Raw genomic sequence first — 15273 nt, 5'->3', positions numbered from 1 at the left:
TCTTTCTGATATACCGCGGCGGACCGTTTGGGGCGGCTTCGCCGCCCAGCGCGGGGCAAGCCCGCTCACTACAGGTCCAGGGTTCCGCGGTCAACGAAGCGCATGGTGCCAAACAGCCCGCCCGCCAGCTTGCCCCGCAGCACGTAGGGCAGGTTGTTCAAACTCTGGGTCTGGCTCAGGCCCAGGGTCTGGCGCAACACCGAGAACGCCGAAACACTCACCGGCACCTTCAGCACCGTCTCGGAAAAGCGTGGGATGCTTCCGGCCTGATCGCTCACTCCCGATGCCAACGGGTGGCCATTGACTTCCAGGTCCAGGGCCACGCCGTTGTAGTCGATCGCCGTTTCATTGGGGTTCTGCACCCGCAGCTTCACCAAGAACCGCACTTCCAGCTCCTGGCTTTGCAGCGGTTCGATGCCCACCACGTTGATGGTCACCGGGTCACGGTGCGGGAACAGCGCGCAGGCGCTCAAGGTCAGCAGCATTAGCGTTACAACCATGAGCTTGCGCATACAAAGGTGCTCCTATTTAGTGACGTCCGGGTCTTGCATCACCTTGAGGGTAGAGGACTCCGGATCAAATTCATCTTCTTCCAGCTCTATGAACTCTTCCGGCAGGAAAATGTTCAGCACGATTGCACAGAACGCACCCACGGTAATCGGCGATTCGAAGATGTTGTGCAGCGCCTTGGGCAGGTCGCGCAGCACTTCCGGTACGGCGGCGACGCCCAGGCCCATGCCGAGGGAGATCGCCACGATCAGCACGTTGCGGCGGTGCAGCCCGGCTTCGGCGAGGATCTTGATGCCGGCCACGGCCACAGTGCCAAACATGATCAGGGTGGCGCCGCCCAGAACCGGCTTGGGCATCAGTTGCAGCACCGCGCCGATCATCGGGAACAGCCCCAACAGCACCAGCAGGCCGGCGATAAAGTACGCCACGTAGCGGCTGGCCACGCCGGTCAACTGGATCACGCCGTTGTTCTGGGCAAAGGTCACCATTGGCAGGCTGTTGAAGGTCGCGGCCATCGCCGAGTTGAGACCGTCGGCCAGCAGGCCCGATTTGATGCGCTTGATGTACAGCGGGCCCTTGACCGGCTGTTGGGAAATCATCGAGTTGGCCGTCAGGTCGCCGGCCGCTTCCAACGGCGAAATCAGGAAGATCACCGCCACCGGGATAAACGCCACCCAGTCGAACGAGAAGCCGTATTTGAACGGCACCGGCACGCTGATCAACGGCACCTGGGGCAGCGCCGCCAGGTCCACGCGGCCCATCATCCAGGCCACCACGAAGCCCAGGGTCAGGCCGATGACGATGGAACCCAGGCGCAGGAACGGATTGCTGAAGCGGTTGAGGACCACAATGGTCAGCAGCACCAGTGCCGCCAGGCCCATGTTGCCGGCGGCGCCCAGGTCCGGGGCGCCAAAACCGCCGGCCATGTCGGTGACCGCCACCTTGATCAGCGACAACCCCATCAAGGTAATGATGGTGCCGGTGACCACCGGGGTGATCAATTTGCGCAGTTTGCCGATGAACTGGCTGAGCACCACTTCGATAAACGCCGCAAAAAAGCAGATGCCGAAGATTGTCGACAGAATCTCATCGGTGCCGCCGCCCCGGGCCTTGACCATGAACCCCGCACTGAGGATGACGCTGATAAACGAGAAACTGGTGCCTTGCAGGCACAGTAAGCCGGAGCCGATGCGGCCGAACTTGCGCGCCTGCACAAAGGTGCCAAGGCCCGACACGAACAACGCCATGCTCACGAGATAGGGCACTTCGCTTTCCAGGCCCAGTACGCCGCCGACAATCAGGGTGGGCGTGATGATCCCGACAAAACTCGCCAACACGTGCTGCAGTGCGGCAAAAATCGCGGCAGTGAAGTGCGGACGGTCTTCGAGGCCGTAGATCAGGTCGGATTTATAGCGGGGGCGCGGGGCTTGAGCGTCAGACAAAATGATGGCTCGGGTCAGAAAATGGAGGCGCAGGATGCCAGAAACTGCCCAACGCCAGAAGTGTAAAAAAATATTTATAAAGACCCTGCATAAAACGCGGTTGCTTGCCGATAACGTGGATAGGCCCACCTATCAATTACAACAGTGGTGACCAAGGTCTGAGCAGCGCGTTGTCGCTGACGGATCGTTTCGCGGCAGGGACGCGCGCAAACATTCCATCTGAGAGCATCCTCTATGTCACTTCGCCAACTGAACATTGCCCCTCGCGCGTTTCTCGGTTTCGCCTTTATTGCGTTGTTAGTGATCCTATTGGGGGTGTTCGCGGTCAACCGCATGACGCAGATCCGCCAGTCCTCGGTGGACATGAGCGCCAACCAACTGCCCAGCGTGACGTACCTGGGCAACATCACCGAAAACGTGTTGCGTTTGCGCATCCTGTCATTTCGCGTATTGGTCAACCGCGAGCCGGCCAGCCTGCAGGAAGCGGAAACCCGCATGGCGGCACTGGCCGACAAGGTAAAAACCGCCCAGGCGGGTTATGCGGCGCTGCCTGCCAGCGCAGATGAGGCCGCGCTGTACAAGACCTTTGTGACCACCCTGGACAACTACAGCAAGGCCCAGGCCGACATGCTGGCCTTGTCGCGACAGGGCCAGGTCGAGGAAATGCGCGCCCTGATCAACACGCGGATCAAGGAAGGCACCGACCAGATGGGCGAGCAGTTGAACAAGCTCATCGCGATGAACGCGGCGAATGCCAAGCAAGCCGACGCGGATGCCGGGCAGAGTTACCAAGGCGCAATCATGGGGGTGATTGTGGTCGCGGTCGCCGCCGCGCTGCTCACTGTACTGCTGGCCTGGCTATTGACCCGTAGCATCGTCACGCCGCTGCGCAAGGCTGTGGAAGTGGCCGAGACCATCGCCGCCGGCAATCTCAGCAAAACCATCGAGGACGACGGCAAGGACGAACCGGCCCGGCTGCTCAGCGCCCTGGCGACGATGCAGGCCAACCTGCGCCAGACCATCCAGCACATCGCCGGTTCGGCCACGCAGTTGGCGTCTGCCGCTGAAGAGCTGAGCGCGGTCACCGAAGAAGCCTCCAAAGGCCTGCAACAACAAAACAACGAAATCGATCAGGCCGCTACGGCGGTCAACGAGATGACGGCGGCCGTGGAAGAGGTGGCGCGTAATGCGGTGTCCACGTCCGAAGCATCCGGCCAGTCCAACCAGGCGGCGCGGGCAGGCCGCGACCGTGTGGTGGAAACCGTCGAGGCGATCCAGACCATGACCCACGACGTGCAAAACACGGCCGTATTGATCGAAGGCCTGGCGACCCAGGGCCGGGACATCGGCAAAGTGCTCGACGTGATCCGCGCCATTGCCGAGCAGACCAACCTGCTGGCGCTCAATGCCGCCATCGAGGCCGCCCGTGCCGGTGAGGCCGGACGCGGTTTTGCCGTAGTGGCGGACGAAGTGCGCGCCCTGGCCCATCGCACTGCGCAGTCGACCCAGGAAATTGAGAAGATGGTCGCCGGCATCCAGAACGGCACAGGTGAAGCGGTGCAATCGATGCAGCAAAGTAACCAGCGCACGCAAAACACCCTGGAAATGGCCCGCGCCGCCGGTGTGGCGCTGGAGCAGATTACCCAGTCCATCAGCCTGATCAACGAACGCAACCTGGTGATCGCCAGCGCTTCGGAAGAACAGGCGCAGGTGTCCCGTGAGGTGGACCGCAACCTGGTGAACATCCGCGACCTGGCAACCCAGTCGGCAGCGGGCGCCAACCAGACCAGCGCGGCCAGCCATGAGCTGTCGCGCCTGGCGGTGGATTTGAATGGGATGGTGGCCAGGTTCGTTATCTGACTTGGCGTGAAATGAGATCAATAAGGTAGGAGTGGGCTTGTGTGGGAGCGGGCTCCCACATGGGTTTTGTAGGGTGCGAGGGGTTACTGTCTCCAGGCGGCTGAGTTCACCAGATTTTTTGGCTTTTCACCCGCCAATGCCTGCAGCAGATTATCCACCGCACACTTGGCCATCGCCTCCCGCGTCTCATGGGTCGCCGAGCCGATATGCGGGGTTGCCACCACATTGTTCAGGCGCAGCAACGGTGAGTCGTGACTCAGCGGCTCACGCTCAAACACATCCAACCCCGCCGCGCGAATCGTGCGTTGTTGCAACGCCTGCACCAGCGCCGCTTCGTCCACCACCTTGCCCCTCGAGATGTTGATAAAGATCGTGTCCGGGCCCATCAAGGCGAACTCCTCGGCGCCGATCAGCTTTTCGGTTTCAGCGGTGAGCGGCAATGTCAGGCAGACAAAGTCGGCTTGCTGCAACAGGTCCTGCAAGCTGCGGTACTGCGCGCCAAACCGTGCTTCCACCAGCGGCTTGGGCGAATGGCTGTGATAGAGCACCGGCATGCCAAAGCCGAAGTGCCCGCGCTGGGCCAAGGCTTCACCGATGCGACCCATGCCAATGATGCCCAGGGTCTTGCCGTGCACGTCGCTGCCAAAGTGCGCCGGGCCGATGTTCTTGTGCCACTGCCCGGCGCGCACCATGTCGGCCAGTTCGACCACGCGACGGGCAGTGGCGAGGATCAGCGCGAAGCCGGTGTCGGCGGTGGTTTCGGTGAGCACGTCGGGGGTGTTGCTGAGCAGGATGCCGCGCGCGGTCAGGTAGTCGATGTCGTAGTTGTCGACCCCCACCGACACGCTCGCCACCGCTTCCAGGTGCGGCGCGAGGTCCAGCAGTTGCGCGTCCAGGCGCAGGCTGGCACCGAGCAGGCCGTGGGCGGTCGGCAGGGCGTCGCGCAGCTTGGCCAAGCCCGGTTCGTCGAGGGCGTCGATCAACGTGACCTCGGCCTGTGCATGCAGGCGCGCCATCAGCGGCGCGGAGAGTTTTTTGTACAGCACAACGGACTTTTTCATGCGGTCTTTACCTTCAAATCCAGGGTTGGCGCCGGCACGCGATCGCTGGCGCCGGGCTTGAGGAAAATCGTCAGCACCACCGACAGCAGCAACGCACCGCTCATCAGCAGGTACGAGGCACCGGGCGAGCCGGTGCTGCTATTGAGGTAACCCACCAGGTACGAACCGCCGAACGAACCAAGGGCGCCCATGCTGTTGATCAGCGCCATGGCGCCCCCGGCGACGTTGGCCGGCAGGATCTCCGGAACGATGGCGAAAAACGGCCCATACGGCGCGTACATGCAGGCCCCGGCGATCACTAGCAAGGTGTAGGACCACCAGAAATGTTCGGCGCCGAGCACGTAGGACGCGTAGAACGCGATGGACGCGATCAGCAGCGGCGGCCAGACGAAGCGTTTGCGTTTTTGCAGCTTGTCCGAGCCCCAGGACACCACGAGCATGCCAATCACCGCTGCCAGATAAGGCAGCGCCGACAGCCAGCCGGCCTCGACCATGTCCATCTGCAAACCGGCCTTGAGGATTGACGGCAGCCACAGCACAAAACCGTACACGCCAATGCTCCAGCAAAAGAACTGCAGCGCGAGGATGATCACCTTCGGCGAGCGGAACGCCTCGGCGTAATTCTTCACCGCCTTGATGCCCACCTGTTCGGCGGCGAGGGCGCTTTGCAGGCTGTGTTTTTCGCTGTCGCTCAGCCATTTCGCATCGTTTGGTCGCTCATCGGCCAGGCGCCACCAGATAAATGCCCACAACACGGCGGGCAGGCCTTCGATGATAAACATCCAGCGCCAGCTGAAATGCTGCACCAGGTAGCCCGACACCACCGACATCCACAGCATGGTCACCGGGTTGCCAAGGATCAGGAAGGTGTTGGCCCGCGAGCGTTCGGCACGGGTAAACCAGTGGCACAGGTACACCAGCATCGCCGGCATCACTGCCGCTTCGACCACGCCGAGGGTGAAGCGGATCACGATCAGCATGTAGGCGTTGGACACCACGCCGGTCAGGGTGGCCAGGCCGCCCCAGAGGATCAGGCTGACAAAAATCAGTTTTTTGACGCTGCGTTTTTGCGCATAGATCGCCCCTGGCACCTGGAAGAAAAAGTAGCCGAGGAAAAACAATGCACCCAGCAGCGAGGACATGCCCGGCGTGATCATCAGGTCTTCGGCCATCCCGGAGGCAGCGGCGAAGCCGTAGTTGGCGCGGTCCAGGTAGGCCAGGCTGTAGGTGATAAAAACGATGGGCATGATGTACCACCAACGGCGGGTGGCGAGTTTCACGGTTTCCATGGGGTTGCTCCTGAGCTTGTTGTAGTTGTGGCAACAGGTTGTGGGTCAAGCAACGGATTTGACGGTTAACTCTTCACGGGTGGGCAAACCCTCCATGTCACCGCGACTCTGTACGGCCCGGCTGCCGATCCAGTTGCCGCGCTGCACCGCCTCGGGGAAGCTGAGGTTTTCCAGCAGGGCGCTGATCATGCCGACGGCAAAACCATCGCCGGCGCCGACGGTGTCGACCACTTTTTCCACGGGTACGGCGGCGACAAAGCCCTGGTCCAGGTGGGTGCGGTAGTAGGCGCCGTCCGCACCGAGCTTGATCGCCACGGCTTCGGCGCCCCGGTCGAGGTAGAACGCGGCGATGTCGGCCGGGTCGTCGAAACCGCTGAGCAGGCGGCCTTCGCCCAGGCCCGGCAAGACCCAGTCGGCCAGGCCGGCGAGGGCATTGATTTCACGGATCATCGTCTGCTGGTTGGGCCACAGCGACGGGCGCAGGTTGGGGTCGAACGACACGCTGCGCCCGGCTTTGCGCATCTGTGTCATCAACTCGACGGACAACTCGCGGGTGGCCTCGGACAACGCCGGCGGAATTCCCGTGGCGTGCAGATGGCGGGCGTTGAGCAAGCCAGGGCTCATCGCCGCGAGCGACAGGTGACTGGCCGCCGAGCCTTTGCGGAAATACTCCACCTGGGGATCGGCACCGGCTTCTTCGCGGGACTTGAACTGAAAGCCGGTCGGATGCAGGGGATCGACGGCCACGTGCCGGCAATCCAGCCCTTCGTGTTTCAACGTATCGACCACAAAGCGGCCAAGGCAATCGTTGCCCACCCGACTCAGCCACGCCACCTTGAAACCCAGGCGCGACAGACCGATGGCGACGTTGCTGTCGGCCCCGGCGATGCGTTTATGAAACTGCGCCACTTGGGCCAGGTCGCCGGTCTGCTCGGCGACAAACATCGCCATGGTTTCGCCAAAAGACAGAATATCGATCTCAGACATGGGCGTTCTCCACGCGAGGTTGGCCTAGCAGGGCGAGGGTGGCGACCTGGTGTGCGGTAACCGCGATCAGGTCGTCGCCTTGCAGCGGGAATTCCACTGCCCGGGCAATTCCTTGGGTCATGTGCTTGAGCAGTTGTTCCCACAGTTGCAGGTCGGTGGCGCCGGGTGGCAGGGCCACGAGTTTGCCGTCCGGGCGGCGCGCCACCGCTTTGCAGTGCAGGTAATCCACATGTCGCCCGAGCAGGCGCGCGGCAGTCAGGGCAGATTGGTCCTGCCACTGCCAGTTGCCGATATCGAAGGTCATCTTGACCGGCAGGCCGAGGCGTTCGACTTCGGTGAAAAAGCGTTGCATCGGCTCGATACGCCCGCCGTGCAGGGTCTGGTCGTTTTCCACCAGCAACTGCACCGGGTGGCGGCTGAGCAGGGCGTGCAGGCTTTCGAGGTCGTTGGTGTCGGTGAAGTAGCCGAGGGAGACTTTCAGCCAGCGCGCACCGAAGGCCTGGGCACGGTCGAGGGTGGCGGCGAGTTCGGCGTTGGGCTGGGCGCGGCCGGCGACCCACAGCTCCAGCGGCGATGAAAACACCGATTGCAAATCGTGTTGCGCCGCGGCCTGAGCCAACTCGGCGGGGTGTTCGTGCGTCAGTAATTCCTCACGCCATTCGATGCGTTGCGCACCGGCAGAGGCGAGCAATTCGACGAAACTCAATTGGCCTTGCTCACGGACCCGGTCGGCGCCGTAGCTGGAGAGGCTGATGGAAACGGGGTATTTATGCATTGTTGTTTACCTCTGAAACCGGTTTCATTTTTATTCACAAAACAAACTGCAGGAGCCGGCAAGCCGGCTCCTACGAGGGGCGGGTCGAGCCTCGAATGATGAGTTGGGGCAGGAAACCCAGGGTGCGCGTGGGATCGGTATCACCGCGCAGGCGCTTGAGCAAGCAGTCGAATGCGCTGGCGCCGATGGCCTCGGTGGGTTGGGCGAGGGCAGTGATGCCGTTGCCGACCAAGGGATACCAGTCCAGGTCATCCAGGGCGATCAGGCCGACGTCGCCGAACAGGTCACAACCTAGTTGCTTGAGCGCACGGGTGCAGGCCAGCGCGGCAACACCGTTGGCACAAAACAGCGCTTTGGGGCCGGGCTTGGCGAGGAAGGTTTGCAGGTTGGCGTGCAGTTTTTCGTCCAGTTCCAGCACCGCGCCGTTCAAGTCGGGACGGGCCGCGATCTCGGCCTTGAAGCTTTCCAGTCGCTCCAGCCGCGAGCTGGTGCCGTCGGTGGCTTCACTCACCAGCAACAGATCGCGGTAACCCTGTTGTTGCAGGTGCTCAATGGCCATGCGCACCGCCGCCGGGTTGTCCAACCCGACCAGGTCGCTGTGCAACGGCGCGACCTTGCGGTCTACCAGCACCAGGGGCATTTCCCGTTGCAGTTCCAGCAATTGGTCAAGGTGATGGCCGAGGGTGTTCACGATCAGCCCTTCGATGTTGTACGAACGCAGCGCGGCCAGGTGTTGGCGCTCCTGCTCGTCATCGCGGTCGGTGTTGCACACCACCAGGCTGTAGCCGTGCTGGCGGCAGGCGGTTTCAACGCCATGCATCACGGCAATGGAATAGGGGTTGCGGATGTCGGCGACGAGCATGCCGATCAGGCGTGTGCGCCCACGTTTGAGGCCACGGGCCATCTGGTTGGGGCGGTAGCCGAGTTGCTCGATGGCTTGCTCGATACGCAACGCGATAGCGTCGGAGAGCAGGGCGCGGTCGTCGCCGATGAAGCGCGAGACACTGGCTTTGGAAACGCCGGCGTGTTGGGCCACATCTAGCATGGTCACGCGGCTGCGCTGAGCGGCGGAAAATGAAGTCACGGTTGCGCCTTTCTTATTCGATTTGGGATACGACTGAAACCGGTTTCAGAAAACACCAGTCCGCAGGCATCGTCAAGCAAATATTCGCCCAGCCCGCCAATGAAGTGGCGGGTGAAAACGACGAACGGAGTGTGAACCTGTTAGTTCTGACAGTAGTTGCAGACAGGTGAATGGAGTTCAATCGACCTCGTAAAACGTTTATTCGAATCGCCTGAGAGTCAGGCGTGTTTGTATTATGGGAGGCCTTTATGAACACTGTAGGTTCTGGGCAGTCAAGTGCGAGTGGACCCTCGGGGCCGGCTGGGCCGCTCATTCTGGACGCAGCGGATTTCGTCGACGCGGAGTCGGATGGCTTGATACCCGCCCGATTTTACTTCGCGGACCTTGAGGTCGATCTTCCAACACCCTGGGCGTTTTTACCGACTCCGGGCCGCGACCAGTATGTGGTGTTCGAGTGGGCTGTGCGAGGTGCCCGACCTACTGATGCACCGCCTATTTTGTTGCCAAATCCGCTGACCGCTGCGGATTTTCCTCTGCGTGTGCAAATACCGCAGGCTTTTTTGTTGAGCAGCGCAATTGTTGATGTTCGGTATCGCGTGCATAACCGTACGCCGGACGGTCCGAGTTTTGATATTTCCAGCACCGTAACCATCCGAATCGATCGTGATGCACCAGGTAGCGGAGCGTTGCTACCTCCGGCCATTTATCCTAGAGACCCGATTACCACCTCCTATCTGGACGCCAATCCCCTGGTGCCCATGGAAATTCCAGATGGGTATCTGGACCGTGAGGTGGGCGACGTAGTGCTACTTTATTTTTCTGATATGAATCTGCTGCCAACCGGTGCTCCGACGCTTGTCTCCCCCCCGCTTAGCAGTGCCACTGGCCGGATATTCGTTGATGTGCCCCGCGAGGTTTTCCGCAGTTTTCCAGGGGCTTTGTTCCTCTTCTGTTTCTATCGTCTGATGGACCGCGCGGGCAATGTCAATCCGTTGTTCTCGCAGGTGGCCCGAGTAAGGCTAGAGACGGATCTTCCTGCGCCAATCTACACGCGGCCCAGTTTCCCTCAATCTGAGTCGCATCCAAATCGATATATGACCTGCAGTACTACCCCTGCGATTTGGTTTTATGTCGAAGTGTTCATTCCACCTGATCCAAACCTGCAGGATGGGGACCTGGTTACGTTGCGGTTCCAGGGTTATGGCCAATACCCTGATGTCAACCCGGACCCTTCTGTCGTTGAGACCTTGACGCATTTTTGGGACGGTGTTGCGGATGCCTTGGGGTACAACTTCAGGATTACAGACGTCGAGCGGGTGATCCGACCCTTGAAGAAAAATGCGGGCGGCGAGGCAAGCTATACGGTGTCCAGATTGGGCGTGCCGATGGGTCGTTCTGCTTCCCGGTTCGTGCAGTTCGATCGGGTTGTGCCGACCTCGCCAATACCACCAGATCCTATCTACTGCTGGCTTGGCGGTAATGGTCCTGAACCCTAGGCTCTGCTGTTCTCCCCCTTGAGCGCTTAAGCACTGGGCGCTCGAGGGGGGAGTGTGTAACGAATTTTTCACCAGCGTTGTTTGGCCGAAAGTCAGTCGGACGGAAGGGGCGTGCCCGGGTTTTGGTCTGCCGGTTGTAATGCTCTGGCGGGGCGCGGACCTGTTCTGACGGCTTAGGCGGAGATATGCGGTATCTACATCAACAGCAAGGAGAGTTTGAAATGAGCAGCAATCCGAATACCTCTGCACCTGCGCCGCTCGTCATCAATGCACCCACGATCGCCGAAGCACTGGATGATGCCACTGGTCTTATTCCGGCGATCGTTGCGCCGGTCGGGATAACCGTGGAACTGAGCACTGGGGGAATCTCACGGCCAACCGATTGGATGAGCATCGAAATTCGCGATGTCGCGGCGACGCCGCCCACCTGGAGCACGCTGGTGGCGCCCTTCCAGATCAACACCAATCCAGTTCCAGCCATCATCAACCGGTTTGTTGCTGCGCCAGTGCCTGAATTTCGACACGGCTTTTATGAACTCAAAAACACTCAGTACCGTAACGCGGCAGGGGGTATCCCTGGACCTGCCTTTGATGAATCCAACCCCGGCGCATTCCGTGTCGATACCATTGCGCCGTATGCCGTAGCGACCTCGCGCGAACAACCGACAGTCCCGACGTTCAACAATGTGGCGCCGGGGGAGGTTATCGATAATGCGTTTCTGATCCGTGAAGGCGGTGTGGAAATTGGTATCCCTGCGAATACCTTTGGTCCGCAGCCAGGACGCTATGAAGCGGGAGATATGATTAACGTTTATTTCAGCCCGGTCATGGACCCCCGACCAGAGTATTTAGTAAGCGGTCCCGGCGTGCCGATGTTGCCAACCGGCGCCACCTTCTTCCTGTCAGCCGCGCAAATAGTGTTAAGCGGTTTGTACTATATTTTCTACACCATCACGGATCGGGCGGGGAATGTCAGTCGTCCATCTTTTGTTGATTTTCGCACCGTTTCCTTGTTGGCCGACCCCGTGCCGTTGGCGCCTGTACTTCCGCTTGCGCCTGACGATATTGGCGGTGCGGATGATTTGCTCGATATTCCAGATTTTCTGGCAGGCATTGAGCTGCATATTGAGGAGTACCTGAATTTTGCCACCGGGCTGGACCAGTTCGAATGGCAATGGCAGGCGCAACCCTTTGGCCCGCAATCCCCTCCGCTCGTTGACTTTGACGTAATCTTCGACAACATGAATGATGCGATCCGGGCCGCCTACACTGCGGCCCTGGGGCCGCAGACGGTGAGCGTGCGTTATCGGATCGAACGCAATGGCCTGTTTTTTCCATCTCCAGATAAACAAGTGCGCCTCGATTTGTCAGTAGAGGGGCCAGTGTTGCCGATTACGCTTCCGCCAGGCAGCGAAAATCCGGGGCTTGAGCTGGCTCGGGTGTTTGGCGCGGTCACGGCCACCGAGCTGAATACTTTGCGGATTGCCGACGCTGATCAGCCTGTGACCATCAGGATTGAGCTCTGGAATATTCCCGCTCTGCCTCATCCATTGAATGACATTTATCTGTTATGGGGTGTCACCAAAGAACGCGTGGGTCCTTTCAATATCGGAGCAACTGCCCCCGGCACCGACTTTGAATTCACCATTCCATGGGATGTAGTCGCCCGACACGGCAACGGCCCGCAACCTGTCAGCTACGTTGTTACCGGCCCCGGTACCACCAATGAGAACCCATCGGGTGTCACCACAGTCAACGTGATTGACGCCGTAACGGTGGTATTGCCGCCTGCACAGTTCTTGCGCCTTGATGGTCTGGGCGAATGGTCTTGTGCGTCGTTGCTGACCCGTATGCCCGGTTCGCCACCGGTTCTCTATGGGGAGTTGTTCATTCCAGGGGACCCGAGGCTGGTGGCAGGCAATACCGTGGACGTCACGATCACGATCACTAACGATTTCCCAGGGTTGCCAGCAGGGCCATTCATGCTTTCGATTACGACGCCACCATTGACTCCCGCACAGGTGACCAGTGGTTTTAACGTTGAAGTGACGTACCGACCCTTCCTGGCACAGGTGCCGTTCGGGCCTTGTGAGGTGACTTACTCCACGATCACATCGACGGGAGCAACCGGTCACGGTGAATTGGCCGATGTGTACACCGGCTTCTCCAACCCTGACTCTTTCTGCGATCGGGAGCCCTTTGTACCCACACCTTGAAGTGCGTTGAAAACTGATAGCACAAAAGGGAAGCCCGGCTTCCCTTTTGTGCATCTGTCCGTTGCTGTTTCAGGCTCTTTGCTCGTTTCGCTATCGCTCAATTGATATGTAGCGCTGACTGTTCAGATTAATCCTACATCAAAGGGTACGTTCACTACGTAATCTCTGCGCCGCACAGGTAAGGCTCCATTCCTAGGGAACGAGTCATACCGTTTTAGAGGCTCTATCCCAGAGAGTGAACCACCATGTCTACGTTAGTTAATTTTGAACTCAAGCCACTGAACAAGATGATGAAACTTCCTGCGGTTGCTTTTTTAATGTTTGCCGCCTCTCAAACAACTGTTGAAGCCGGTCAATTGGTCGGTGAGTCAAAAGTTATTGATTCCAGTGAATTGAAGAATGATTGGCAATTGGATAAGAAATCCGATCTGACGCTTAACGGCGCACGGGCCGGTAATATCCTGGTCAACGATTCAGAACTTACTGTCAATGCGGGCAGCCAGGTCGATGACATTCGTGCAACCCAAGGCTCCACCGTCAGGATCAATGACGCTACGGTTGAATCCAACCACTCGACGTTTGGCGCCGTTCGCCTGGATGACAGTTCTGCTCTTATTCAAGGCAGCACCATCACCAGTAACACAACTGTTGGCCTGCAAGCTTTCCAGAATTTCAACTCGGAAAAAGGCGGTGTTGCTGAGGTCTATAACAGTACCATCCGTGGTCTTCTTGGCGGCGCCATGGCGTATGGGAACAGTGAATTGCACTTCAAGCAGAACACGTTGGTGGAAGGTACGGGCGCCGACAGCTACGGCGTATTGCTTGACGGCGCGACGGCCACGGCCAGCCAAAGTACCATCGTGGGTGGCAAGAATGGCGTGGTATTCAGCAATGATTTCGGTAAAGGTGATATCGGCAAACTGGCGCTGGACAACTCCCATGTCGAAGGTCGTACGGGTTCTGCCCTTGTCGTCAATGGTTATCCTGGCGAGGCTATGAACGTTGAGATCGACGTGCGCAACGGCTCGACCCTGACCGGTGGCAACGGTACGTTGCTGGAAGTCAACGGTGGTGCAACGGCCAGCATGAACGTCGATCACAGTCGCTTGAACGGCAACGTGATTGTCGAGAATGGCAGCACTGCGCACTTGAACCTGCAGAACAATGCGGGTCTCACTGGCCAACTGAAGAATGTCACCAGCCTGAACGTTGGCGACGCGTCGTTCTGGGAGTTGACCGGCGACAGCCAGGTCGGCGCCTTGAGCCTGGCGGGTGGTACAGTGAAATTTGGCGACACCAACGCCTTCTATCAATTGGACCTGGACAGCCTGGAAGGCAATGGCACCTTTGTCATGGGCACTGATTTTGCCCGTGGCGTTACGGATTTCCTGAACATCGAAGGCGAGGCCAAGGGCAACCACAGCCTGTTGCTCGCAGCCAGCGGTGCAGAACCGGTGAAGCCTGAAGAGATCCGCGTGGTACACACCGGAGGTGGTGACGCCAACTTCTCCCTGGTGGGCGACGTGGTCGACGTAGGTGCTTATTCCTACGGCCTGAAGAAGGAAGGCACCGATTGGTTCCTTGACCCAAACAATCGTGTGATCAGCCCTGGTACTCGCTCGGTGCTGGCGCTGTTCAACACCGCACCGACCGTGTGGTATGGCGAGGCCACTTCACTGCGTACGCGTATGGGTGAATTGCGATTTGAGCCAGGTCAGGCGGGTGTTTGGATTCGTGGTTATGGCAATAAATACAAAGTGGCCGAGAGCACGGGCGTGGGCTACGACCAAACCCAGCAGGGCTTTACTCTGGGTGCCGACACGCCGCTGGCCGATAGCCAGTGGTTGGTAGGTGTGATGGCTGGCCACAGTTCGTCCGACCTGAACCTCAAACGCGGCACTTCCGGTAACGTGAAGAGCTACTACCTGGGGGCATATGCCACCTGGCTGGATGATGAAAGCGGCCTGTATTTCGACGCAGTTGCCAAGGTCAACCGCTTCCACAACGAGTCCAAGGTCGGTTTGAGCGACGGCACCTCGTCCAAGGGCAAGTACAACAACACCGGTGGTGGTTTGTCGGCCGAGTTCGGTCGCAACATCAAGCTGGATGATGGCTTCTTTGTCGAGCCGTATGCCCAAGTGTCGACCGTGGTGATCCAGGGCGCCAACTACAACTTGGATAATGGCCTCAAAGCCGAGGGCGAGCGTACTCGCTCAATCATGGCCAAGGCCGGTGCAACGGTTGGGCGTGATATTCAACTCGACAGTGGCAGCGTGGTCCAGCCTTACTTGCGCGCGGCGATGGTGCACGAGTTTGCCAACAACAATAAGGTGTCGGTGAACAATAATGTGTTCAACAACGACCTGTCAGGTTCGCGTGCTGAGTTCGGTGCGGGTGTTGCGGTGAAGCTGTCGAAGAACCTGCAACTGCATGCCGATCTTGAACACAGCAGCGGCGGCAAGGTCGAGCAGCCTTGGGGTGCCAACGTAGGCGTACGTTATATGTGGTAAGCGCCGGTCAATGAAAAACGCCCGTATCGCAAGATACGGGCGT

Annotated in this window: 10 protein-coding genes and 1 pseudogene; 4 read left to right on the top strand and 7 right to left on the bottom strand. The window is 59.5% G+C overall.

Annotation, left to right across the window (positions count from 1 at the left end; all coding sequences use genetic code 11):
* Positions 1 to 68: 68 nt before the first annotated feature.
* Together LIY36_RS22005 and LIY36_RS22000 are read right to left on the bottom strand one after the other, a co-directional pair.
* Positions 69 to 512 carry an LEA type 2 family protein gene (locus LIY36_RS22005; protein ID WP_192299650.1) on the bottom strand — a complete coding sequence of 148 codons (444 nt, stop codon included), beginning with the start codon at positions 510 to 512 and terminating at the stop codon, positions 69 to 71.
* Positions 513 to 524: 12 nt separating this feature from the next.
* Positions 525 to 1952 carry a nucleobase:cation symporter-2 family protein gene (locus LIY36_RS22000; RefSeq protein ID WP_226457144.1) on the bottom strand — a complete coding sequence of 476 codons (1428 nt, stop codon included), beginning with the start codon at positions 1950 to 1952 and terminating at the stop codon, positions 525 to 527.
* A 234-nt stretch (positions 1953 to 2186) separates the two neighbouring features.
* On the opposite strand from LIY36_RS22000, the gene LIY36_RS21995 reads away from it, so the two are divergent.
* On the top strand, positions 2187 to 3812 hold the full coding sequence (locus tag LIY36_RS21995) for a methyl-accepting chemotaxis protein (protein ID WP_226457143.1): 1626 nt from the start codon (positions 2187 to 2189) through the stop codon (positions 3810 to 3812).
* Positions 3813 to 3895: 83 nt separating this feature from the next.
* Here the strand turns inward: LIY36_RS21995 and LIY36_RS21990 are convergent, their stop codons facing one another.
* The 5 genes and pseudogenes from LIY36_RS21990 to LIY36_RS21970 form a co-directional block, all read right to left on the bottom strand.
* Positions 3896 to 4873, bottom strand: a complete 978-nt coding sequence (locus LIY36_RS21990) for a 2-hydroxyacid dehydrogenase (RefSeq protein ID WP_226457142.1) — start codon at positions 4871 to 4873, stop codon at positions 3896 to 3898.
* Positions 4870 to 6162 (bottom strand): MFS transporter, encoded by a 1293-nt coding sequence (locus LIY36_RS21985; protein WP_226457141.1) that lies wholly within the window; start codon positions 6160 to 6162, stop codon positions 4870 to 4872. Before LIY36_RS21985 ends, LIY36_RS21990 begins: the two co-directional genes overlap by 4 nt.
* A 45-nt stretch (positions 6163 to 6207) precedes the next feature.
* The gene (locus tag LIY36_RS21980; RefSeq protein ID WP_226457140.1) at positions 6208 to 7149 is read right to left on the bottom strand and encodes a sugar kinase; all 942 of its coding nucleotides are present in this window, start codon (positions 7147 to 7149) and stop codon (positions 6208 to 6210) included.
* Positions 7142 to 7924: a sugar phosphate isomerase/epimerase family protein gene (locus LIY36_RS21975; RefSeq protein WP_226457139.1), complete on the bottom strand. Its 783-nt coding sequence runs from the start codon at positions 7922 to 7924 to the stop codon at positions 7142 to 7144. Before LIY36_RS21975 ends, LIY36_RS21980 begins: the two co-directional genes overlap by 8 nt.
* Before the next feature lie 44 nt (positions 7925 to 7968).
* Positions 7969 to 9008, bottom strand: a pseudogene (locus LIY36_RS21970) (LacI family DNA-binding transcriptional regulator); the annotation flags it as partial.
* Between the two features lie 248 nt (positions 9009 to 9256).
* Here LIY36_RS21970 and LIY36_RS21965 point away from each other — a divergent pair.
* The 3 genes from LIY36_RS21965 to LIY36_RS21955 all read left to right on the top strand — a co-directional run bounded on the left by LIY36_RS21965 (position 9257) and on the right by LIY36_RS21955 (position 15230).
* Complete coding sequence (locus LIY36_RS21965; RefSeq protein ID WP_226457138.1) at positions 9257 to 10504, top strand: hypothetical protein; 1248 nt, start codon at positions 9257 to 9259, stop codon at positions 10502 to 10504.
* A 221-nt stretch (positions 10505 to 10725) separates the two neighbouring features.
* Entirely contained in the window at positions 10726 to 12720 is a 1995-nt protein-coding gene (locus LIY36_RS21960) for a hypothetical protein (protein ID WP_226457137.1), read from the top strand.
* A 245-nt stretch (positions 12721 to 12965) separates the two neighbouring features.
* On the top strand, positions 12966 to 15230 hold the full coding sequence (locus tag LIY36_RS21955) for an autotransporter outer membrane beta-barrel domain-containing protein (protein WP_226457136.1): 2265 nt from the start codon (positions 12966 to 12968) through the stop codon (positions 15228 to 15230).
* The last annotated feature ends 43 nt before the right edge of the window (positions 15231 to 15273 follow it).

It is taken from the genome of Pseudomonas sp. AF03-9 (assembly GCF_020515815.1).
Lineage (GTDB): Bacteria > Pseudomonadota > Gammaproteobacteria > Pseudomonadales > Pseudomonadaceae > Aquipseudomonas.
The sequence above is the reverse complement of the archived record's forward strand: the minus strand, read 5'-3'. Positions and strand labels throughout refer to the sequence as shown.